Here is a 22,268-nt window from a genome sequence, read left to right on the forward strand (position 1 = left end):
TTTTAATATTTAATTACATTTATAAAGGATAGATAACCTTATGTCAAACTTAATTATAGAGTATACTAAAGCGTGTCGGCAACTTTTTTAAATATATGCTGCAGGAGTGGTATTAATGGCGGATAAAGCTTCCAGGCTCTCTGAGAAAATATTTAAAACACTGCTCGATGAGCTCGACGTCGGAATTAGAGTTGTTGATAAGCATGAGCGACCAATCATATATAACAAAAGAATGAAACAGATTGAATCGATGACTCTTGAAGACTTTACAGAAAAAAAAATTACAGAGGTCATTCAATTTGATAATGAACAGGACAGTCGTCTTCTTCAAGCTCTTCACAGCAGAAAAATTTTTAAAAATAAAAAGCAGACTTATTTTAACAATAAAGGCAGAGAAATAACAACAATCAATCATACTTTTCCAATCATTCATAATGATGAAGTCATTGCAGCAGCAGAAATAGCTAAAGATGTAACTCAGCTCGTAAAGCTCCGCAGGGACAGGCTGAAGAGGAATCGAGACACCTCCTTTACTTTCGAAGATATCATTGGCAGGTCGAGTGCAATGCTTGATCTGGCGGAATCTGCCCAGCGGGCGACTCGGACATCTTCATCTATTCTCATTATCGGTGAAACCGGAACGGGCAAAGAATTATTTTCCCAAAGTATTCATAATGGCAGTGACCGGCCGGGCCCGTACGTTTCCCAAAATTGCGCAGCCCTTCCTGAGTCTTTAATAGAAGGCATTTTATTCGGAACAGTTTCTGGAGCTTTCACTGGAGCAGTCGATCGAAAAGGTTTGTTTGAAGAAGCTGAAGGCGGCACCCTGCTGCTGGATGAAATTAATTCTCTGCCAATTTCCCTGCAGGCAAAACTATTACGAGTAATACAGGAGAAAAAAATAACAAGAATAGGGGATAATAAAGAGCGTAGTGTTGATATACGGATTATGGCTACGATGAATGAAGATCCTTTTGAGGCTATTGCTCAAAACAGACTCCGTAAAGATTTGTATTACCGCCTTGGAGTAGTTACTCTTTTTGTGCCTCCTTTAAGGGAAAGAAGAGAGGAGATTTTTGACCTCTCAATGTATTTTGTTGAAAAATATAATACTTACTTTCAAATGCAAGTGGAGGGAATCGACGAGGAAGTCATGCAAAAATTTTTACATTATTCCTGGCCGGGAAATGTGAGGGAGCTCGAGCATGTAATTGAAGGTGCGATGAACTTAATACTGGATGAACAAATTATTACTGCAAATCTTCTCCCTCCTCATTTTCTTAATAAAACTACAACTTTAAATCACAAAATACCTGACCAACAGTCGATGCGTGACAAACTCGGCCAGGTGGAACAACAATATATCATCGAAGCGTTAGAGCGTCATTCTTATAACGTATTGAGAGCCGCAAAATATCTTGGCATGAGCAGGCAGAGCCTGCAGTACCGAATGGATAAATTTAAAATTACCAAAAAACCTAAACCGTAATTAAAAAAGCAAAAAATCCGGCATTATAGTGCTTAGTTTTTTGCTTTTTTCTGGCATATTGCCTAAACTACTGACAGTTCCAACCCCTGGCACAGTAATTGCATATATAAAATGTTGAATTGATCTACTATTATACTAGGGAGTGAATTACCATGGTTTGGGAATATAAGCATGAGCCTTTTACGGACTTCACTGAAGAACAGAATAAACAAGATTTTCAAGCTGCACTCAAACTGGTGAAAAGTGAGCTCGGCAAGAATTATCCTCTTATAATCGGAGGAGAAAAAATTTATACAGACGACAAAATTATTTCTGAAAATCCAGCTAATAAAAAAGAAGTGGTTGGATATGTTTCAAAAGCGACGAAAAAGCATGCAGAAACAGCGATGACAAAAGCATGGGAAGCATTTTATGAATGGAAAAAATGGAAGCCGGAAGCTAGAGCAAATGTACTGTTCCGTGCTGCTGCTATTATTAGAAGAAAAAAGCACGAATTTTCTTCTATTCTGGTATATGAAGCTGGAAAACCCTGGAAGGAAGCAGATGCGGATACAGCTGAAGCCATCGACTTCTTAGAATATTATGGAAGGCAGGCAATCAGACTTAAAGACGGTATGCCGATAAACAGCCGCGAACAGCTGGAGAACAATGAATTCACCTACATTCCTCTCGGTGTAGGGGTGACTATCTCCCCTTGGAATTTTGCGTTTGCAATTATGGCTGGTACCACTGTCGGGCCGATGGTATGTGGAAACCCTATATTATTAAAACCTGCAAGTACAACTCCGGTAATCGCTTACAAGTTTATGGAGGCTCTTGAAGAGGCAGGAATGCCTGCTGGAGTCGTTAATTACATCCCTGGAAGCGGTGCCGAAATCGGTGACTACCTTGTAGAGCATCCAAAAACACGTTTTGTAACTTTCACAGGCTCCAAGGAAGTGGGAATTGGCATTTACGAGAAAGCAGCAAAAGTCCAGCCCGGGCAGATCTGGCTGAAGCGATGCAGTATTGAAATGGGAGGCAAGGATACGATCGTTGTTGACAGTGATGCAGATCTAGAGATTGCAAGTGAAGCTATTGTGTATTCAGCCTTCGGCTTTTCCGGTCAAAAATGCTCTGCCTGTTCCCGGGCTGTAGTCCATAAGGATGTCTATGATCAAGTATTAGAGCTGGTGTCAGAAAAAACGAAAGAACTGACTGTTGGACCTCCGGAACAGCATGTAAACTTTATGGGGCCGGTCAACGATCAAGCGGCTCATGATAAAGTTATGAAATATATTGATATTGGAAAACAGGAAGGACGCCTTATTGAGGGTGGAAATGGAGATTCTTCCGATGGATATTTTGTTCGTCCAACTGTTTTTGCAGATCTTGATCCGCAGTCACGGCTGATGCAGGAGGAGATCTTCGGCCCCGTCGTTGCTTTTTCAAAAGCGGACAGCTTTCAGGATGCACTGAACATTGCAAATAACACTGAATATGGCTTGACCGGTGCTGTGATATCTAACAACCGCGCTCACCTTGAGAAGGCCAGAGAGGAATTTCATGTCGGCAATTTGTATTTTAACAGAGGATGCACTGCTGCAATTGTCGGTTACCAGCCTTTTGGAGGCTTTAACATGTCAGGAACTGATTCAAAAGCGGGCGGTCCGGACTATCTTCTGCTCTTTATGCAGCCGAAAACTGTAACCGACCAGTTCTAAACAAAGATTAAGCAATGGCGGTTCCCTGTCAAAAGGAACCGCCCTCTTTATAAAGGGGGATCTTACTAGTGAAACAAGCGTCGAGAAATTTCTTTTTGTTTCTTTCAAAGAACAAAACTTTAAATAAAAGTGCTAAACGCTGGGGACTTAGCTTAGGTGCTTCTAAAGTAGTGGCTGGCGCTGATTTGAAAGAGGCGATGGAATCAGTAAGAAAATTAAACCAGGAGGGGCTGATGTGCACTCTAGATCATTTAGGCGAATTTGTAACGGAGAAGCAGGAAGCCAAAGATGCAGCCGATTACAGTTTAAAAACTCTCGAAGCAATTGTAAACTACGAAGTGGATTGTAATTTATCACTCAAGCTGACTAAGCTGGGACTAGACATTGACCGGAAGCTTTGTATTCAAAATATGGAAAAAATTCTGGAGAAGGCTGCAGCCTACGATATATTTGTGCGAATTGATATGGAAGATTACGCCCATTATGAACAAACTCTTGATATTTTAAAGCAATTGCGGAAAAAGTACAGCAATGTGGGGACGGTCATTCAGGCTTATCTATATAGAGCTTCTCAAGACGTAGAAGCACTTAAAGGTGTACCTCTTCGCCTTGTGAAAGGGGCTTACAAAGAAAGTCCTGCTGTGGCAATGCAGGAAAAAGCAGCAATTGATGAAAATTTCTTTAATATTATTCAAATTCATTTATTGAATGGCAGCTATACGGCAATCGCCACGCATGATCATGTAATAATAGAAAAAGTTAAAGCATTTGTTACTCAGCATAATATTCCCCGCGACCTTTTTGAATTTCAAATGCTTTATGGATTCCGTACTGAAATGCAACTTCAGATTGTGAAGGAAGGGTACCTCTTCCGTACGTATGTGCCTTTTGGGAAGGATTGGTACGGGTATTTTATGAGAAGATTGGCAGAAAGGCCACAAAATGTAGCTTTTGCTTTTAAAGGGCTTTTTTCGAAGTAACCTTTCTCTTTTTGAATGTTCTGTATACATTATGGGCAGCTACAAACAGGGGAACTGCCAGCAAAAGCCCGATGATTCCAGCTGTCTCAAAACCTAATAGCAATGCAAACACAATAACGAGCGGATGCAGATGAACGGTTCTGCCCACAATATATGGGGAAAGCACACTGCCTTCAAGCTGCTGAATTAATAAAATCAGTCCGAGAGTAAACAGCAGAGCGGAACCTGACTCTGTCCCTGCCACAGCAAGCGCTGGAATAGCTCCGATAATCGGTCCGAAATAAGGAATAATATCCATTATCCCTATAAATATTCCAAGGACAATAGCATAAGGAATCTTCAATATCCATAAACCAATAATTGTTAGAATTCCAACAGAAGAAGCTACAATAAATTGGCCTCTTATATAATCACCAAGTGCTTCATCTACAGCATGAGCAAGAATTTCCCCCTCATCTCTCCACTTCGGAGGGATTAATTTCTTTACGAACGAATCAATCATATCTATATCTTTTAAAATGTAAAACACTAAAAAGGGAAGCAGGAAAAAAATTAATGCTCCATCAACAATAAGACGCCAATGCTCCATGGTCCCGCTTATCCAGGATGTAATAGATTTTTCTGTGTTGGTAAATGCCTGCTCCAGGCTGTCATGAACTGCAGAAGGCATCATATCGATTTGGCGGTGGGCTGCTGACACGAAGTAATAAAATTGATCAAAAATGGACGGAAGCTGCTGCTGCAGGCGGTCTAACTGCTCAAAAAATACCGGACTGAAATACCAGGCTGTCCAGCCGGTCCCTCCGAAGAAAACCGCATATACAAACAGAATAGCTGCACTTCTCGGGATTTTTTTTCTTTGAAGCATATCAATAAACGGGTGGAGCAGATAAGCCACCACTGCCGCTGCCGCAAAAGGGAGCAGCACCTTTGCGGCCAAGTGAAATAAATTCAACCAGATGGTCTGCAGCAGGGCCAACAAGTATAAACCAATCAGTGCAAGCACGATAATAGCTGACCAGTACAAAATTTTTCTTTTAAACATAATGCATCCCATCCTTTCACACTATTAGGATGAGATTTTTATAAGTATTTTATGATTAATCACTTATTCTTTCTGCATTTGCTGGATGGCTCTGCGGGTCTGCTCTATGTACTGAATAGACTGATCGTAAGAATCGGCTACCACACACATAAATAAAATATCGATCATAAACAGCTGGACCATCCTAGAGGAGGTGGCGCCGCTTCTGAGTGTCGGTTCCATTGAGGCCGAAGTAAATAACGTACAGTCAGAAGCCTGGGATAAAGATGAATGACCGAATCTTGTCAATGAAAGCACAGCTGTTTTTTGTTGTTTTGCAATATTTATTAAACGAATCACCTCTTTTGTTTCCCCTGAAAAAGAGATTGCAAAAAACAGGTCGCTATTTGAGGCGTTTGCAAGACGAGTAGCTGCCATATGCGGATCTGAAAAAGCTGAAGCTTCGTAGTTAATACGGATAAATTTTTGTTCAGCATCTACCGCAATTAAATGTGAAGCTCCGACCCCGAATATATAAATTCTATCGCTGTTCATGATTAATTGAACTGCTTTTTTTAATTGATCTTCATTTATCGTATCCACGGTCTCATTTAAAGCCTTCACACTATTAGAAAGCATTTTTTGAACGACGCTGCTGTAGGGTTCATTCCGTTCTATTTCTCTATATCCATCGTGGGCGCTTTTTTGAAGATCCCCCGTTACCCTAAGCTTTAAATCTGGAAACCCTTTTAGATTTAATGATTTACAGAGCCTGATCACAGCAGCACTGCTTGTTCCACTTTTACGGCCAAGTTCCTGCGCCGTAAGCCTCACTGATTCCTCTGGATGTCTAAGTATATACGCAGCAATCTTCCTTTCTGAAGGAGGAAGCCTAAAGCCGGCATCCCTCAGCATAGTTAAACCGCCTTTTATTACAGATGAATAATCGTCTTCTTTCATACTCTGATATCCTTTCCTGCCGTTACCCTTTTACCGCCCCTTCTGTCATTCCTTTACTTATCCTGCGCTGAAAAATCGCATAGGCAATGATAACAGGAATGGTTGCAATAATTAATCCAGCAAATAACGTTCCCCATGCATTTGTATATTGGGCCTCGCTGTTCATAAAATCCACGGCCAGTCCAAGGGTGTATTTATTTTCTGTATTTAGAAAAATGAGGGCCATAAAATATTCATTCCAAAATTGTATGGCGTTCATAATTGAAATAGTAATAATGCCGGTCATCGTTAATGGTGTGATGATAGTCAGGAGCATCCGGTATGGCGACATCCCGTCTATTGCCGCCGCCTCTTCCAGATCCGACGGTATTGTGCTCATGAAGCCAGTCAGAATAAAAACACTGAATGGTATCTGGCTCATTGCGTATACGATGATGAGTCCTGTTAAGCTGTTTAAAAGATTAAGATCCATCAAAAGAAAAAACAATGGAATCCAGCCCAGTACCATTGGTATCATCATAGCGGCTAAGTAAGTATTATACAGCAGTACACTTCCTTTGAACTTAATTCTTTCTAACGCATAAGAAGTAGGGACAGCTAAAAATATTGTCAGTATTGTGCCCCCAACTGTAACAAATACACTGTTATAAAAGCTGCTGTTTAAATTAAAGTTGTTCCAGGCATCAGCATAGTTACTGAAATTCCATACTTCCGGAAGTCCCCACGGGGAAGCATAAATTTCAGCATTTGATTTAAATGACCCTATCAGCATCCAGATGATCGGAAATAATACAGCGATTGACCAAATGATCAGAGGAACTCTAATACCTGCTTTAACCGCAATATGTCTGACATGCGTCTTCCGCACCTTGAGTCCTCCTTTAATATTGGATTTTTTCCCTTTTTAAGAATTTCTGAAGAACAATTACTGTGAACAGCGAGATAATAAGTATAGCAACTCCGATTGTTGCACCGTATCCAAAGTTGTTTCTTACAAAAGCCTGTTGATACAAATACGAACCCATTACCTGGGTAGCATTGTCGGGGCCGCCTTCTGTCATTACCTGCACAATAATGAAAGAACCGTTCAGCGTCGTAATGACAATGTAAAGAATAGAATTTTTTATCTGCGGCCACACCAGCGGTACGGTTACCTTCCAAAATTGCTGCCATTCCCCTGCACCATCTACCGTAGCTGCTTCATAAAAACTCTTTGGTATATTTAAAATACCTCCCATCAACATCAGCATAAAAAGGCCGATGCCTGCCCAGACTGATGGCAGAACCAGAGAAGCCAGAGCGGTATCCGGGTCTCCCAGCCAAGGCCTTGTCAACTGCTCCAGCCCAAGAAAGCTCAACCCAGAATTTATGATTCCCAGATTGGGATTATAAATAAATGTCCATAATATTCCAATAACTACGACGGACATTATATTGGGAAAGAAAAAAATCACTCTGTAAAAAGGGGCCTCCTTAATTTTTAACTGGGTGAGTGCCACCGCAAAAAAAGTGGCAAGGATCATGATGCCGAATACTTTTGTCACCACTAGAAAATAATCATGAAGTACGGCGCGCGGAAAAATATTATCACTAAGCAATGTACTGTAATTGGCAAATCCAATAAACTCACGATTTGCTGAAGAACCGGACCAATCAAAAAAAGAATAGTATAATCCGCTGACAAGCGGGTAGACAGTAAAAATCAAAAAAAGCATCAATGTCGGCACAATGCAAAAAGCTAAAAATCCAAATCGTTGCTTTTTTGACTGGACCATAGTACCCCCATCCCTTTGTATAAACTCTGATATGTAAAAGGAAACGAAGAGCGGACTCCCCGTTTCCCGCCAAGTCAATTTCGATAATCTGCAGCTGCTTCTTCAGCTCGTTCAGTAAATTCTTCTGCGGTGATTTCACCAGACATAAGGGCTACAAGTGCGTCACTGATCGGTTCTTCAAGGTCTGAACTCATTGGATACGGAAGTCGATGAATGTTTACCTGATCAGGATCATTGATCATTTCATTCGCTGTCTGTAAATATTCAGAAACATTTTCATTTTCTGTTAAATCTACATCAGCCACATTCATCATCGCTCCAGTATATTCTGAAAACAATTGTGCATATTCACGGTTGAACACAAATTCTACAAATGCTTTTGCAGCCTCGGGGTTTTCAGCATTCTCCGCGATAGCAAGCGGACGCAGATCCGGCACGATAACATATGGTTCTCCTTCCTCTTGGAATGGGGAAGGTACAAACCCATATTCGAAATCTTCCGGTGTATCATTTTCCATTTCATTTGGGAGCCAGAACCCTACAGGAATAAAAGCATTTTTGTGCAATAAGAAATTCATTTGTGGCTGTGTGTGGTTCAATGCTGCGAAGCCATTATCGAGATATCCTGCATCTACCATCGCTTCTACTTTTTTCATTACACTTAACGTTTCATCACTTGACCATGCTCCTTCTTCGCCGGAGACTAATGCCTCAAGCAGTTCATCCCCGCCCACAGAGCCAAACGCCGGATTTAATGCTCCCCGCAGAAAATAATAAGGATACATGCCGGTTGTTACAAAAGGCTGAATATCTTCTTCTTTCTGTATGGCACCCATTACTTCCATAAAATGATCGAAATCAGTTGGAACCTCCCAGCCTTTTTCATCAAATAATGCTTTATCGTACCATGTTCCCCACGTATCAAACACCAATGGCAGACTGTAAAGACTCCCGTCATAGCCATTTGGTTCAACAATAAAGCTGTCCATCAGAGGTTCGTCATCTATTGTCAATTCTTCCGCCCATTCCGTTAAATCCATGAGCTGGCCGTCCTCCACCATTTGAGTTTCACTTGAACCTGCGCCATCAATGTATACAACATCAGGGGGATCATCAGATACCCAGCGGGTTCTCTTTTCTTCATTTATATTAGGACCGGCATGTTCAATAATATTAAGATCAGGATGCTCCTCCTGAAAATCGCCGATAACTTCCTTCCACCATTCATCTCCATACCCACCGACAAAGTATTGAATCTCAAAATCTCCCGATAGACTATCACCACTTCCCGAATCTGAGTCATTCTGCCCGCCAGCATCCGATTCCTCGGCGTCTTCTTCTCCAGACGAACAGGCAGCAATCAGTAAAATTAACATTAAAGAAACGAGAAAAAGAAATCTTCTGAGCATCACTTTACTCTTCATTGTGAGTTCCCCCTTTTAAAGTAAAGCTTGATTGATTTAAAATTTTTAAATGGGTAAATTTTTACAAATACACTCGTTAAAGAGATTGGCGAATATCACCTCCTGAATGTTTTAACCTCTGAGAGGCTTCCTTATAAGTGCATCCGGTTAATAACATAATAATAGCTGGTTTAACCTCAAAATCAGCCTCTGCCAATGCCTCAGATGCTTCTTTTACAGGTGCTCCGGTGGCTTCAACAACAATTCTTCTTGCCCTGTCGCGAAGCTTATCGTTAGAGGCCTGCAGATCAACCATTAAATTTTCATAAACCTTCCCGAGACGCACCATAACTAACGTAGATATCATATTCAGCACCATTTTATGAGCAGTTGCTGCTTTCAATCGGGTAGAACCAGTAAGAATTTCCGGCCCTGTTAACACTTCGATAGAATACTCAGCTGTCTTTGATATTAATGAGTCAGGGTTAGAAGACAGCGAGACGGTCAACGCCCCTGCTTCCTGTGCATACTTTAATGCTCCGATAGGATAAGGTGTTCTGCCGCTTGCAGTAATCCCTATTACAGTATCATGAGGTGTTATATTAATATTGGATAGATCTTTTTTTCCTGCTTCCTCTTCATCCTCTGCTGATTCCAGTGACCTAAAGAAAGATTTCTCTCCGCCTGCACTAATACCAATCACACGTGATGGATCTATTCTGAAGGTCGGAGGACATTCTGATGCATCAAGCACTCCGATGCGGCCGCTTGTTCCAGCACCACTGTAAATAAGTCTGCCGGATTCATTTTTCATTCTTTGATAAATCTGCTCGATAACTTCGCTGATCACCGATAATTCACGTTCTACAGCTGCTGCCGTTATCTGATCTTCTTTGTTTATTAATATTAATGCTTCTTTAGTGGTTAAACGATCTAAATTCTTTGTTCGAGGATTGCGTTTTTCAGTAACGAGCTGAGAAATATCTACGTTCATTCCACCAATCCTTTCCTAACGTAATAACATAAATTCCTTATTTTCCGTTTCTTTCTCAGCTTTTCGAATCAGCTCATCGGTCTATTGAATTACTTATATTGTAAGCTTTTAAAATTATATGTCAATATATTTTAAATTATTTGAATTTTTATTTTAAAACACCATAAGAAAAAGACTGCTTCACAGATTAACAAAGCAGTCTCCAATAATACTTATTTAGTTATTACATTATCCTTCTCTTTCCATAAACCAATTTTTACCAAATAAATCATCTAAAGAGCAAAGTGTTCCATCTTCCTCCACTTCAAACAGGGAGTATTCACCGTCTGTGACCGTCCATTCTACACAGCATTCCCAGCAGTAATGGTGATCGTTTCCGATCTTCCCAGTATTTTTTGCCTTGCAATATGGGCATATCATAAAACATCGTTCCTTCATTTTTGTGATACTACCCATTTTTACCGGAGCTGTGCAATTTTATACAATCTAAGCCGGACTTTCACCACTATCTTTCATTATTAAGATTCATTTATAGCAGCAGTATCATCATCTTCTGAAAGTTTTTCTTTAAGGCGAGTATAGCGTATATCTTTGAGTTCATTTTCAATTGCAAATTGAAGAGCTTCTGTTTCTCCACAGATAATTAAATAATCCTTAGCCCTCGTAATAGCTGTATATAATAAGTTTCTGCGCAGCATTCTCCGATAAGACATCAGCATCGGAACGATGACAATTGGAAATTCACTTCCCTGAGCTTTATGAATTGATGAACAATAAGCAAGCATAATCTGATTAAGATCCTGTCTTGTATATATAACTTCTTTACTGTCAAAATTTAATACAATCTGCATCTGTTTATCAATCGTTTCTTTTGCTTCAAAGATTGTTTCAACTTCCCCACGGTCTCCATTAAACACGCCTTCTTCTGTATTGTTGGTCAACTGGAGAATAACATCATCTTTTTGATACGTCACATCACCAAACTGTACTCTTTTCTTCTTATCATTCAGTGGGTTAAATAACTTCTGAAGTCGTTCGTTTAGAGCATTGACCCCGGCTTCTCCTTTGTACATTGGAGCAAGCACTTGAATATCCAAGGCTGTATATCCCTTATTCATTGCTCCTTCACAAACTTTTGCTATAACATCCTGGACCTGATGTTTTTTGCAGGGGAAAAACCGCCGGTCCGTTTGAGGCTGCTGAATATTGCCTGGAAGTGCCCCTCTCTTAATAGAATGGGCGAGCTCGATAATTGAGGAGCCTTCTGCCTGACGATAAACGACAGATAAAGCAACCACTGGTATAGATGGAGTCTGAAGCATATCTCCAAGCAATTGACCCGGTCCCACTGAAGGCAGCTGATCTTCATCGCCCACCAATACCACCTGCATATCATCTGGGATGGCACGAAATAATTGGTTGGCAAGCCACATATCAAGCATGGAAACCTCGTCAATAATCAACAGTTTTCCTTGAAGTCTTCCTTCTTCTTTATAATCTGAAGATTCCATATCCTCTTCTCCTGTAAAACCGAGAAGCTTATGAATAGTGGAGGCATATAACCCGGTTGATTCTTTCATTCGTTTAGCCGCTCTTCCGGTCGGAGCCGCTAATAGAATTGGGAACGGTTCTTCTTTCGAATAAGTACTTGGATCAGATGAATAGCCATGCAGGTGGAGAAAGATTTCTACAATTGCTCTGATGACTGTTGTTTTTCCAGTGCCGGGGCCGCCGGTTAAAATCATTAAAGGGGAGTGTATGGCTTTTTTTATCGCTATTTTTTGCTGTTCTGCGTATTCTATGCCGAATGACTCTTCAGTTTTTCCAATTGCTTTTAAAAATTCGGATTCGGGAAAGGGATCCTCTTCTGATTTTGCTTTTAACAGCTTTTTTACTTTTGTGGAAAATCCCATTTCTGCAAAGTATAGAGAAGCCATATATACCCGGTCTTCCTCCTGTACCAGCTTATCATCCTCCATAAGCTCGAGCAGGCTTTCCTCCAATGCATCCTTAGATATTAATTCCTGTTCAACAGATAAAAGCACATTCGCTTCTTCCATTAATTGAAAGCGAGGTATGTATACGTGGCCCTCCTGCATGGTTTTTTCATACAGGACATATAATATACCAGCTTTTACTCGCTCGGGGTCGTTAAAAGAGATTCCAATATTTCTGCCGAGCCTGTCTGCTTTGTAAAAACCGATCCCTTCAATATCCCAAACGAGCTGATAGGGTCTGTCCTGAATAACTTCAAGTGTCTGTTCCCGGTATGTATGAAAAATTTTTACAGCAAGATCCATTCCGAAGCCGTATCTGGTCAATGTTGTCATGGCTTTTTCCATACCCTGATTTTCGAGCATAGCATTATAAATATCATTTCTTTTCTTCTCATTTAATCCTTTTATTTCACCAAGTGACTCCGGGTTGTCGAGCACATGTGAAATTACTTGATTTCCAAAGGTATCCACCATTTTTTCGGCAGTTTTTTGACCGATGCCCGGGAATCGATCGCTCGCCAGATATCCGACGAGCGCTTCCCGCTCAGTTGGTATTTCCTTCTGGTAGGATTGTACCTGATATTGTTTTCCAAATCTGGGATGTTCTTTAAACACCCCGGAAAAAGTATATCTTTCCTCCGACTCGATGACCGGGAAATGCCCCACCACCGTTACGGAGCTGTTTTCGCAATCAGGCACGGCTTTTTTTACTTTTACCTTCAGCACAGTATAGCCATTCTCCTCTTTTCGGAAAATGACATGCTTTACCGTCCCTGAAATGTAGGATTCGGAAAAATAGTTCTCATCGGACATAACTTATCACCCGCTTATTCTTCAAGCAGTTTAGCAGCCTGTTCTTTCCCATTTAATGCAAGCATATGGTCGGGCTGGATTTCGATTGTTTTTTCAAAATAGCGCAGGGCTTCTTCAGGATCATTATGGTACATGGCAGCAACTCCAAGGTTGAAGTATGCGTCCGCGTGAGTTTCATCCTCAGCAGCAACCTGCTTAAAGTGCGGAACTGCTTCTTCTACCTGTTCCGATTGAGCCAGGCATAACGCAAAATAAAACCTTGCTTCCGTATCCGTGTCATCAAGCTCTAACGCTCTTTTTAACGAAGCCAGGGCATGGGGAATCCGGCCGGATTGGTAGTAAGTAATGCCGGTCATATAATGCAGACTCGCATCATCGAGCCCTGTTTTATGAGCCTGCTGATACATCGTCAATGCTTCAGCGTACTTTTCATCATTATAATAGAGACTGCCAGCGCCGTAGTACGCCGCAGCGGCACTACCATCCAATTCAATGGCACGTTTATAAAAGCTGAGGGCTTTTTCTGTTTCACCAAGCTCAGATAATACATTCGCAAAGTTTATATAAGCAAGAGCATCGTCCGGGTCTTCTTCAATCGCTTCTGTCAGCCATTTCGCTGCATCTTCTAAGTTCCCCTCCTGTATAGCCTGAAGGGCTTGTTCATTTTTAGACATAGTTATACAGCACTCCTTTTAATACATAAGAATAACCTAAAATAAAATTGCATAAGGAAAAGGAAAACGTTCCTTATATTTGTACGCTTTCCTTTTCTTTTACAGCCTTTTCAATTGTTCCGCCGCCAAGACACTTCTCTCCATCGTATAAAACAACAGACTGCCCAGGCGTTACCGCCCGCTGGCGTTCAGCAAATGTAATTTTTACCTCCCTGTCCGCCATAGGATAAACAGTGACCATTTGATCAGACTGACGATACCGGAATTTGGCTGTACATGAAAATGGATCTACCCTGATTTTTTCGTCAAGCCAGTTTATATCAGAAGCGTACAGGGCATCCGTGTACAATCCATCATTATGGAACCCCTGGCCGACAATAAGCTCGTTTTTCTCCAGATCCTTTCCCGTTACAAACCACGGTTCACCTGCTCCTCCTATACCAAGACCCTGGCGCTGACCTAGTGTATAATACATCAGCCCGTCATGAGTACCTTTGATTTCCCCATCTGTTGTAACCATGCTGCCAGGTTTTGCAGGTAGATAATTCTGTAAAAATTCTTTAAAGTTCCGTTCACCGATAAAACAGATTCCCGTACTGTCTTTTTTAGAAGCGGTCGCAAGTTTTTTTTCTTCTGCAATCCGGCGCACTTCTTTTTTATTTAAGTCTCCGAGTGGAAATACAACATGCTGGAGCTGCTTTTGACTTAACTGATTAAGAAAGTAAGTCTGGTCTTTGTTGGAATCAACCCCGCGAAGCATAGATACCGTACCATCCCTCTCTTTTTTCAGCCGTGCATAGTGGCCGGTTGCCACATAATCCGCCCCTAGTGAAAGTGCATGTTCGAGAAATGCTTTAAACTTAATTTCCTTATTGCACACTACATCCGGGTTTGGTGTGCGGCCTGCCCGATATTCATCGAGAAAATAGGAAAATACAAGGTCCCAATATTTCTTTTCGAAATTGACCGCATAATACGGTATATCGAGTTGATTGCAAACTCTGATTACATCCTCATAATCCTCTGTAGCAGTACAAAACCCATTTTCGTCCGTGTCATCCCAATTTTTCATAAATATACCGATTACTTCGTACCCTTCTTCCTTAAGCAGGGCGGCTGTTACCGACGAATCCACGCCTCCTGACATTCCGACAATAATCCGGGTATCTTCTTTTCTCATACGATTATTCCTCCTTTCAAGAAAGACTTCTGGTTCGTTTTTGTATCTTCTTTATTTCTGATGCAATATATTCTGTATCGTTTTTTGTTGTCAGGTAACCAAAACTGAAACGTATAGAGCTCTCCGGCTCTGGACCGTCTTTGTACATAGCTTTTAAAACATGAGAGGCCTGAAGACTTCCTGCTGTACAAGCAGAGCCGCTGGATGCGCAAACGCCTGCCAGGTCAAGGTTTACTAAAAAAGACTCTATATTCGCTCCGGGGAAATAAAGATTTACGATATGAGGAAGACGCTCTGCTTGTTTTCCGTTTACTTTATATTGTACATTCTCTTTATCCAGAGATTGTAAAAAATGCTCAGTCAAAGAAGCATACTGCAAGTTTCGTTCCAATTCTTTCGATGTAAACAGCTTCACCGCGGCTGCAAATCCTGCAGCAGCTGCCACATTTTCAGTGCCTGCTCTTCTTTTTCTCTCCTGTTCGCCGCCAATAATCGAAGGTGCAAGTGGTGTGTTTTTTCTCACATATAAAAATCCAGCACCTTTAGGCCCATTAACTTTATGTGAAGATACAGAAAGAAGAGTAATGGGAATCTCTTGAACATTTAAAGGGACCATCCCATAAGATTGTACGACGTCCGTGTGAAATCCAATCTCATGTTTAGCTGCAATTTCCGCCAGAGCCGAAAGCGGCTGCAGGGTTCCAACTTCATTATTTCCGTGCATAATCGTCAATAATATGGTTTCGTCTGTTATGGCGGCTTCTACATCCCCCGTGTTTACAACTCCGCATTCATTTACAGGTAAATAAGTCACTTCGAAGCCCTGCTTCTCAAGCAGTTCACAAGAATGAAGCACAGCATGATGCTCTATTTTTGAAGTGATGATATGTCTGCCTTTGTCCTTGTTAGCATAAGCAAATCCGACGATAGCAAGGTTATCTGCTTCCGTGCCGCCGCTGGTAAGCACTATTTCCTGAGGATCAGCTGAAATAGAATGCGCGAGTTGAATTCTTGCTCTGTCAAGAATTTGTCTTGCTTCCCGTCCTACTCTGTGTATACTTGATGGGTTGCCATACTGCTTCTGCATAACCTCCATCATTGCCATGGCTGAGTCCTTGTGGACGGGCGTAGTCGCGGCATGGTCGGCATATACTGTTTTCATTTGCGGTCTCACACCTTATTGTCTTTAAATATAAAACATAAAATACTCTTGGTCACCTTTGTCCTCGTAGGTAGCCAGGTATTCAAGAGTTGTATTATCAAGAACATCTTTTACCGCGTCCCGGATCTTAATCCATAGATCTCTTTTCGCCGGCTCTTCATCATCCATTACTTCTACAGGGCTGATCGGCCCTTCAAGGACTCGGATAATATCTCCTGCCGTGATTTCTGAAGGCTCTTGAGCCAGCATATATCCACCGTAAGCTCCACGGACACTTTTTACCAGCATTGCATTTCGAAGCGGAGAGATCAACTGTTCAAGGTAATGCTCGGATAAGTTATTTTCTTTTGCAATTGATTTAAGCGATACCGGCCCTTCACCGAATTTCTTTGCCAATGCGATCATAATGGTGAGTCCGTACCGTCCCTTTGTTGATATTTTCACCTTTTCCACCTCTTTCAATCAAATACTGCACTAATTTTTTTGTTTGAGGCATCGCAAATCCAACGACCTGTCCGATACCAAAACAAAACAGCAGTGTTCCTATAAAGACCGTGCCGCCCAACAGCCAGCCAACGACAAGTACTACTACTTCCATTATTCCTCTTACTCGAGATACCTTCCAGCCTGTCTTTTCCTGAAGAGTTATCATCAAACTGTCTCTAGGTCCTGCACCGCATTCAGGAGCAATATAGATGCCGATTCCATACCCTATCACAATTATACCGATAAAAAGCATCATTAGTTGATTTATAAAAAGTTCAGGGGTAGGGAGCAGGAGCATAAAAATGTCTATAAATATCCCAACGAGGAGCATATTGATTATGCTTCCAGCCTGCGGAGCTTCTTTGCGCATTACAGCCGTGGCTGCTATAATCAGAATGCCCATAACAATACTCCACGTTCCGACCGTTAATCCAAATTGTTTTTGCATACCGATATGGAGGACATCCCATGGGGCACTGCCAAGCTCCGCTTTAATCATCATGGCAATACCGAAAGTCATAATAATTAGTCCAGCCATAAAAATAAGCCACCTTGCGGCAAGGTGCTCCGTCCTTCCGTATCTTCTTTCCAATGTAATCCCAACTCTCCACTCACAATTTCTTTCTCTCTTTTTTCACTACGTCATTATAGCATGAAATAAATTGCTTTTGCACGATTTGCTGTTCAGCCGGATTCTGATTATTTACATTATACAAATGTATACGTATAATAGAACTGACGTTCTTAAACTTATATATAGGAAGGAGCACGACTCATGAACAAAAATCAGCCTTTGGCTTACAGGATGAGACCCGGCTCCATTGATGAAATTATCGGACAGGAGCATCTGCTCGGAGATGGCAGGCTTCTAAATAGAATTGTAAAAACAAATAAGCTTTCTTCCATGATTTTATACGGACCGCCCGGAACTGGGAAAACGTCAATTGCAACTGCAATTGCAGGCAGTACAGACACTCCTTATAAAATGCTCAATGCCGTCGTTAATAATAAAAAAGATATGGAAATCGCTGTTGAAGAAGCAAAGATTTCAAATCAGCTAATATTAATTATGGATGAAGTCCATCGTCTTGATAAAACCAAACAAGATTTTCTTCTCCCCCATTTGGAAAAAGGACTGTTAATATTAGTCGGCGCCACAACAGCGAACCCGTATCATTCCATTAACCCTGCGATTAGAAGCCGCTGCCAGATTTTTGAAGTAAAACGACTTCAGCCGGAGCAAATAAAAACTGCTCTTTTTCATGCTCTTGAAGATCAAAAACGTGGATTGGGTGCTTACAAAGTCGATTTACATGATGACGCAGCTGATCATCTGGCTACAGCTAGTGCAGGTGATGTAAGATCAGCCCTAAATGCTCTTGAATTAGCGGTTTTATCCTCTCCCCCTCATACAAATAGCGGTACAATTTCTATTTCTTTAGCTGTCGCGGAAGAATGCATTCAACGAAAAAGCTTTCAGCATGATAAAAATGGTGATGCCCATTATGATGTTCTATCTGCTTTTCAAAAATCGATCCGCGGGAGTGATCCAGATGCGGCATTACATTATTTGGCGAGATTAGCAGAGGCAGGCGATTTAATAAGTATAGGCCGCCGCTTGATTGTCACTGCATATGAAGACGTTGGGCTTGCGAATCCACAGGCCGGCCAGCGAGCACTTGCCGCAGTGGAAGCCGCAGAGCGTCTCGGCTTCCCTGAAGCGAGAATCCCGCTCTCCAATGCTGTGATAGAGCTTTGTCTATCCCCTAAATCGAATAGTGCTTATACAGCATTTGATATGGCTCGTGCTGAGCTCCTTGAAAGGGGTACCCCGGATATACCTGCACATTTAAGGGACTCCTCCTATAAAGGTGCAGCGTCACTGGGGAGGGGCCTGGAATATAAATATCCTCATAATGACGAACGCGGCTGGGTGCCACAGCAATATTTACCTGATGATATTAAAGACAGTCAATATTATTTCCCGAAAAACAACAGCAAATTTGAAAAGTCTTTTAAAGAAGTTTACAATAAACTAAAAAATAAATAGATATGGGGACCATACCCAGTAAAGAAATGTGTTCCCATCCATGCTTTCAAAGGTGGCAAAAACAGATACTGGGTGGCCATGCGGACATTTTGAGATATCGTCTTTAAGGTAAGCAAAATTCCTGACTATTATTGCAAATAGCGTACATGACGTCCGCCAGCCTTCCGAAAAAAGCACATTTTGATAAAATAACGGATCTAATGTGCTTACATCCCTTCGGAAGCCCTCTGCCTGAACATCTGTTTTCTCTAATATACTGGTCAAATAAAATTTAAACTTATATATTTGTTATTGAACAAATTGTAATGGAATTCGCATTTTTCAAGTCCCCTGCCTTAGTTCAAGATAATTCTAAATATCAGACGAAACGCTTCCGATTATCACTTACTGATAACTGGAAGTGTTTTTTACATTCTGATCGTCATTTATGGCATACCCATCCCATGTCCCTGTTTAAGTAGGTAAAACCGGAGAACTTACATGAGGTAGTTTTTATTAGATTCATAGTATAATTTTCGTTTAGGAGTATAAAAAAGACTCATAGGGGCAGAATGAAAACTACTAATCCGCCCTTGCTCCATCCGAGAACACCTTTGTCATCGACTTCTGGCATGTCTCATAAAGCGGGTTCACATTTATATTTAACCATTAAAGGAGAGATTTGAGATGCACCACAGACAAGATGCCTGGTCTGAAAAGGATGATAAATACCTCGCAGAAACCGTTTTGCATCATATTAAATCAGGCAGCACTCAATTGAGAGCGTTTGATGAGATCGGCGATCAGCTTGACCGGACTTCGGCTGCCTGCGGTTTTCGCTGGAACGCCCTCATAAGACAGCGCTATATTGATGAAATAAAGCAGGCCAAAAAAGAACGAAAAAAACTGTTAAATAATAATGCCAAAGCTGCCGTTTCAAAAATAAATGAATCAAGCCCTAATGCCAGCGCAAATATCCCAGCTGTCGTTAATTTGTTAGAAAAAGCGCTGGAAAAAGAATTAAACACTTTCCAAAATAATTCTGATTCTAAGTATCAAGACACTGAAAGCCTGGAAATTATTCATTCGCAGCTGGTAAAGGAAGCTGAAGAATGGCGTGAAAAATACACCACGATGCAAAAAGAATATCAAATGGTCGCATCAATGCTGAATCGGGCACGTCTACTTGCCGCTGAAGAAACAGATCTTATGGCAACGACTTTTAAAATGGACCAGAATGGAAATCTGGAAAAATATAACTATCAATAAATTCGGTGTGCCTCCCATTTCAAAGGAGATGGGGGCTGTAGCAAAAGCCCTTTTTTATAGAAAAAGTAGGATCCTAAATAGAAGATAGTAGGGGACAAGTCCGAAGACTCCAGTGGGAAGTGCAGCGGCTGAAGATCTGCCGGGCGCGGGTTTCGTCTGGTTAGCTGAAGCGCTGCCCACGGAAAGCGAAGGACTTGTCCCCTGCTTTTTTTACCATGCAAAAGGGGCGAGTATCATTTATGATACAGCCCCATTAATTTATACGCTCAATAGTGATATCTTTTAATAAGTTTGAAATCACATGTCCTGCTGCAATTAAACCGGCAACTGAGGGTACAAATGCATTGGAAGAGGGAGGCATTTTGGCCTTGCGGATTCCGCTTTGTTCCGCTCCTTCCGGAACAATTTCCTTCCGTGCAGACTCCTTAATTTGAATTGGAGTTTCATCAGAAAAAACAACCTCTACCTTGTCAGTGATGCCTGCTTTTCTGAGCTCTCTTCTCATCACTCTCGCGATCGGATCATTCGCCGTTTCAAATAAATCCATCACCCTCAGGCTCCCAGGGTCCATTTTATTAGCTGCACCCATGCTGGAGATGATGGGGACTCCCCGCCTGATACTTTCTTTTATCAAATGGATTTTATACGTAATCGTATCAGAAGCATCAATAATGTAATCTGGGGCTTCTTTAAAAAAATCCTCATACGTTTCATCCGTATAGAACATTTTTAGAGCCTCGATATCACATTCAGGATTAATATCGAGCAGCCTCTCCTTCATCACATCGACCTTCGAACGGCCCACTGTAGACAGCAGAGCATGGAGCTGCCGGTTTACATTTGTAATATCAATGTTATCTTTATCGACAAGAATAATTCTGCCGATTCCTGATCTCACTAATGCCTCTGCAGAAAACGAACCAACCCCGCCAATACCAAGAACAGCAGCTGAACTATTTCGCAGCACCTCTAAGCCTTCTTTTCCTATTGCAAGTTCATTACGTGAAAACTGGTGGAGCATTACACTTCTTCCCTTCATCTGATTGCTGAAAATATTATTTCATGTAAGGTTCGACACACTATGTGAGCAGCCGCATTGTTTATTATGAGGAAATCCATTAATGTGATTTTACAGCTTTTTATAAAAAATTCTTTCGAATAGTACAAAGTCATCTACCCGCCACTTAACACCTTCGCAGGATGTTTGAAGTGCGGAATCCTTGCCGAAAACGATGAAAAACTCCGAAGATATCTTCGGAGTCGTTAATTTCGTGTGTTATGGAAGAGTCCCGTAGTGCCGTCAAACTCACTTGGTTTTGAAGCCTGCTCTCGCAGGTGGGTGCCCTGTTCCAGCTTTCAAACGTCCGCCTTCTAAAGGCGGCTTGTTCTCCGGCTGGAAACGTCCAGGCTCCCAATGTAAAAATGTTGGCTCAAAACGAACAGTGTCCCACGAACACCTCAGGACTCTTCAAATAGTGTGTTATTATCATAGCATGAGGTGGTGCGGTGGTCAAGATTAGCACCCCCTGTTTTCACGGGATTCTTAAAAAATGCGCTTAATTTCCTATCTTTTCTAATTTAAGAATAAACAAGTTTGTTTATTAAATGATCAGGGTAAAGATTAAGTTCACGATATATATAAATCAAATTAGAAGGCAGGTTTTTTGCTATATGAAACCACCGAAACCATCCAATTATGATGAATCTTTAGTTGCTGAGCTCGAAATTATCTATATAGAAAAAAAAATTGAATGGTTAAAGCAAAAGCAGGTTGAACATAAAGACAAACTAAAACTATATGAGGACAAAATTACTGCAGGCAGTCACAATTATTATTTAAATAGTATTTTAGATATTTCTTCACGCTGGACTGAGGGACAGATCGGTTACATTTATCTCCACACGTTAAGTGGAGTTCGTACTTTCCACACCAGGGAAAATCCTCAGGCTTTTATTGAGGCCTTCAAAAATACTGATCATTTGTGACAAAAAGCGGGGCTGTATCAACAGGCCATAAAAAATGACTTTTTGACAGCCTTTTTTCGATTCTATAAGAGATTTATTGTTAGGATGAACTTATAGCCTCTGGTATGAATGGCTCTTCAGGTTCGTTTGCGCGGGCAAACCCGCCCGGTCTTTTTATGCTAGAGCTTATCCTCGAAGTTTGTTCGTGTCGATAAGTTTAAAACACCATACTCTCCAGATAGAGACTATAGTGATTCTATTCAATTGAAGAACAGAAGGCGGCGACTCCGGGTCGATTTTTGGCACAAACAGGGGGCCAAAAAGACAAAAAAAACGACAATGGGGGGGGGGGCAGGGAACCGGAG

20 protein-coding genes, 1 other RNA gene and 1 other annotated feature (1 of these 22 running past the window's edge) are annotated in these 22,268 nt (G+C 41.3%); of the genes, 6 read left to right on the top strand and 15 right to left on the bottom strand.

Annotated elements, in window-relative coordinates; all coding sequences use genetic code 11:
- Positions 1-7 (bottom strand) — a binding site (T-box leader) (it extends 198 nt beyond the left edge of the window).
- Between the two features lie 108 nt (positions 8-115).
- The 3 genes from ACE4RR_RS09990 (at position 116) to ACE4RR_RS10000 (ending at position 4,172) form a co-directional block, all read left to right on the top strand.
- A complete protein-coding gene (locus ACE4RR_RS09990; RefSeq protein WP_375535269.1) occupies positions 116-1,489 on the top strand; it encodes a sigma-54 interaction domain-containing protein in 1,374 nt (457 codons plus the stop codon).
- A 152-nt stretch (positions 1,490-1,641) separates the two neighbouring features.
- Entirely contained in the window at positions 1,642-3,192 is a 1,551-nt protein-coding gene (gene pruA, locus ACE4RR_RS09995) for an L-glutamate gamma-semialdehyde dehydrogenase (protein WP_375535270.1), read from the top strand.
- Positions 3,193-3,260: 68 nt separating this feature from the next.
- Positions 3,261-4,172 carry a proline dehydrogenase family protein gene (locus tag ACE4RR_RS10000; protein WP_375535271.1) on the top strand — a complete coding sequence of 304 codons (912 nt, stop codon included), beginning with the start codon at positions 3,261-3,263 and terminating at the stop codon, positions 4,170-4,172.
- On the opposite strand, the gene ACE4RR_RS10005 is transcribed toward ACE4RR_RS10000, so the two are convergent.
- The 13 genes from ACE4RR_RS10005 to ACE4RR_RS10065 form a co-directional block, all read right to left on the bottom strand.
- Positions 4,150-5,217: an AI-2E family transporter gene (locus ACE4RR_RS10005; protein ID WP_375535272.1), complete on the bottom strand. Its 1,068-nt coding sequence runs from the start codon at positions 5,215-5,217 to the stop codon at positions 4,150-4,152. The genes ACE4RR_RS10000 and ACE4RR_RS10005 overlap by 23 nt on opposite strands.
- 63 nt (positions 5,218-5,280) lie before the next feature.
- The gene (locus ACE4RR_RS10010; RefSeq protein ID WP_375535273.1) at positions 5,281-6,156 is read right to left on the bottom strand and encodes a MurR/RpiR family transcriptional regulator; all 876 of its coding nucleotides are present in this window, start codon (positions 6,154-6,156) and stop codon (positions 5,281-5,283) included.
- Positions 6,157-6,178: 22 nt separating this feature from the next.
- The gene (locus ACE4RR_RS10015) at positions 6,179-7,024 is read right to left on the bottom strand and encodes a carbohydrate ABC transporter permease (RefSeq protein ID WP_375535274.1); all 846 of its coding nucleotides are present in this window, start codon (positions 7,022-7,024) and stop codon (positions 6,179-6,181) included.
- A gap of 13 nt (positions 7,025-7,037) precedes the next feature.
- Positions 7,038-7,931, bottom strand: a complete 894-nt coding sequence (locus tag ACE4RR_RS10020) for a carbohydrate ABC transporter permease (RefSeq protein ID WP_375535275.1) — start codon at positions 7,929-7,931, stop codon at positions 7,038-7,040.
- A 74-nt stretch (positions 7,932-8,005) separates the two neighbouring features.
- Complete coding sequence (locus tag ACE4RR_RS10025) at positions 8,006-9,355, bottom strand: extracellular solute-binding protein (protein WP_375535276.1); 1,350 nt, start codon at positions 9,353-9,355, stop codon at positions 8,006-8,008.
- A 76-nt stretch (positions 9,356-9,431) separates the two neighbouring features.
- Positions 9,432-10,328, bottom strand: coding sequence for an N-acetylmuramic acid 6-phosphate etherase (gene murQ, locus ACE4RR_RS10030; protein WP_375535277.1), 897 nt, complete (start codon positions 10,326-10,328; stop codon positions 9,432-9,434).
- 228 nt (positions 10,329-10,556) lie between these two features.
- Entirely contained in the window at positions 10,557-10,766 is a 210-nt protein-coding gene (locus tag ACE4RR_RS10035; protein WP_375535278.1) for a hypothetical protein, read from the bottom strand.
- Between the two features lie 80 nt (positions 10,767-10,846).
- The gene (recD2, locus tag ACE4RR_RS10040; RefSeq protein ID WP_375535279.1) at positions 10,847-13,138 is read right to left on the bottom strand and encodes an SF1B family DNA helicase RecD2; all 2,292 of its coding nucleotides are present in this window, start codon (positions 13,136-13,138) and stop codon (positions 10,847-10,849) included.
- A gap of 14 nt (positions 13,139-13,152) precedes the next feature.
- Entirely contained in the window at positions 13,153-13,812 is a 660-nt protein-coding gene (locus ACE4RR_RS10045; RefSeq protein ID WP_375535280.1) for a tetratricopeptide repeat protein, read from the bottom strand.
- 73 nt (positions 13,813-13,885) lie between these two features.
- Positions 13,886-14,992, bottom strand: a complete 1,107-nt coding sequence (gene mnmA, locus ACE4RR_RS10050) for a tRNA 2-thiouridine(34) synthase MnmA (RefSeq protein WP_375535281.1) — start codon at positions 14,990-14,992, stop codon at positions 13,886-13,888.
- 16 nt (positions 14,993-15,008) lie between these two features.
- Positions 15,009-16,154 (bottom strand): cysteine desulfurase family protein, encoded by a 1,146-nt coding sequence (locus ACE4RR_RS10055; RefSeq protein WP_375535282.1) that lies wholly within the window; start codon positions 16,152-16,154, stop codon positions 15,009-15,011.
- Between the two features lie 24 nt (positions 16,155-16,178).
- Positions 16,179-16,598 (bottom strand): cysteine metabolism transcriptional regulator CymR, encoded by a 420-nt coding sequence (gene cymR, locus ACE4RR_RS10060; RefSeq protein WP_375535283.1) that lies wholly within the window; start codon positions 16,596-16,598, stop codon positions 16,179-16,181.
- A complete protein-coding gene (locus ACE4RR_RS10065) occupies positions 16,531-17,232 on the bottom strand; it encodes a YczE/YyaS/YitT family protein (protein ID WP_483860825.1) in 702 nt (233 codons plus the stop codon). Before ACE4RR_RS10065 ends, cymR begins: the two co-directional genes overlap by 68 nt.
- A gap of 183 nt (positions 17,233-17,415) precedes the next feature.
- On the opposite strand from ACE4RR_RS10065, the gene ACE4RR_RS10070 reads away from it, so the two are divergent.
- Positions 17,416-18,690 carry a replication-associated recombination protein A gene (locus ACE4RR_RS10070; protein ID WP_375535285.1) on the top strand — a complete coding sequence of 425 codons (1,275 nt, stop codon included), beginning with the start codon at positions 17,416-17,418 and terminating at the stop codon, positions 18,688-18,690.
- A 666-nt stretch (positions 18,691-19,356) separates the two neighbouring features.
- Positions 19,357-19,938: an RsfA family transcriptional regulator gene (locus ACE4RR_RS10075; protein WP_375535286.1), complete on the top strand. Its 582-nt coding sequence runs from the start codon at positions 19,357-19,359 to the stop codon at positions 19,936-19,938.
- A gap of 253 nt (positions 19,939-20,191) precedes the next feature.
- Here ACE4RR_RS10075 and ACE4RR_RS10080 read toward each other — a convergent pair whose 3' ends face one another.
- A complete protein-coding gene (locus ACE4RR_RS10080) occupies positions 20,192-20,959 on the bottom strand; it encodes a tRNA threonylcarbamoyladenosine dehydratase (RefSeq protein WP_375535287.1) in 768 nt (255 codons plus the stop codon).
- A gap of 261 nt (positions 20,960-21,220) precedes the next feature.
- A non-coding RNA gene (gene ssrS, locus ACE4RR_RS10085) (6S RNA) lies at positions 21,221-21,406 on the bottom strand.
- 203 nt (positions 21,407-21,609) lie between these two features.
- Here ssrS and ACE4RR_RS10090 point away from each other — a divergent pair.
- Positions 21,610-21,924: a hypothetical protein gene (locus ACE4RR_RS10090; protein ID WP_375535288.1), complete on the top strand. Its 315-nt coding sequence runs from the start codon at positions 21,610-21,612 to the stop codon at positions 21,922-21,924.
- The last annotated feature ends 344 nt before the right edge of the window (positions 21,925-22,268 follow it).

The organism is Alteribacillus sp. HJP-4 (assembly GCF_042139015.1).
Taxonomy (GTDB): Bacteria; Bacillota; Bacilli; order Bacillales; family Marinococcaceae; genus JBHIKY01.

Excerpts from the sequence above, each read along its gene's own strand:
- ACE4RR_RS09990 (WP_375535269.1), top strand. The coding sequence starts at position 116 with ATGGCGGATAAAGCTTCCAGGCTCTCTGAGAAAATATTTAAAACACTG.
- pruA (WP_375535270.1), top strand. The coding sequence starts at position 1,642 with ATGGTTTGGGAATATAAGCATGAGCCTTTTACGGACTTCACTGAAGAA.
- ACE4RR_RS10005 (WP_375535272.1), bottom strand. The coding sequence starts at position 5,217 with ATGTTTAAAAGAAAAATTTTGTACTGGTCAGCTATTATCGTGCTTGCA.
- ACE4RR_RS10010 (WP_375535273.1), bottom strand. The coding sequence starts at position 6,156 with ATGAAAGAAGACGATTATTCATCTGTAATAAAAGGCGGTTTAACTATG.
- ACE4RR_RS10020 (WP_375535275.1), bottom strand. The coding sequence starts at position 7,931 with ATGGTCCAGTCAAAAAAGCAACGATTTGGATTTTTAGCTTTTTGCATT.
- ACE4RR_RS10025 (WP_375535276.1), bottom strand. The coding sequence starts at position 9,355 with ATGAAGAGTAAAGTGATGCTCAGAAGATTTCTTTTTCTCGTTTCTTTA.
- murQ (WP_375535277.1), bottom strand. The coding sequence starts at position 10,328 with ATGAACGTAGATATTTCTCAGCTCGTTACTGAAAAACGCAATCCTCGA.
- ACE4RR_RS10035 (WP_375535278.1), bottom strand. The coding sequence starts at position 10,766 with ATGAAGGAACGATGTTTTATGATATGCCCATATTGCAAGGCAAAAAAT.
- recD2 (WP_375535279.1), bottom strand. The coding sequence starts at position 13,138 with ATGTCCGATGAGAACTATTTTTCCGAATCCTACATTTCAGGGACGGTA.
- ACE4RR_RS10045 (WP_375535280.1), bottom strand. The coding sequence starts at position 13,812 with ATGTCTAAAAATGAACAAGCCCTTCAGGCTATACAGGAGGGGAACTTA.
- mnmA (WP_375535281.1), bottom strand. The coding sequence starts at position 14,992 with ATGAGAAAAGAAGATACCCGGATTATTGTCGGAATGTCAGGAGGCGTG.
- ACE4RR_RS10055 (WP_375535282.1), bottom strand. The coding sequence starts at position 16,154 with ATGAAAACAGTATATGCCGACCATGCCGCGACTACGCCCGTCCACAAG.
- ACE4RR_RS10070 (WP_375535285.1), top strand. The coding sequence starts at position 17,416 with ATGAACAAAAATCAGCCTTTGGCTTACAGGATGAGACCCGGCTCCATT.
- ACE4RR_RS10075 (WP_375535286.1), top strand. The coding sequence starts at position 19,357 with ATGCACCACAGACAAGATGCCTGGTCTGAAAAGGATGATAAATACCTC.
- ACE4RR_RS10080 (WP_375535287.1), bottom strand. The coding sequence starts at position 20,959 with ATGCTCCACCAGTTTTCACGTAATGAACTTGCAATAGGAAAAGAAGGC.
- ACE4RR_RS10090 (WP_375535288.1), top strand. The coding sequence starts at position 21,610 with ATGAAACCACCGAAACCATCCAATTATGATGAATCTTTAGTTGCTGAG.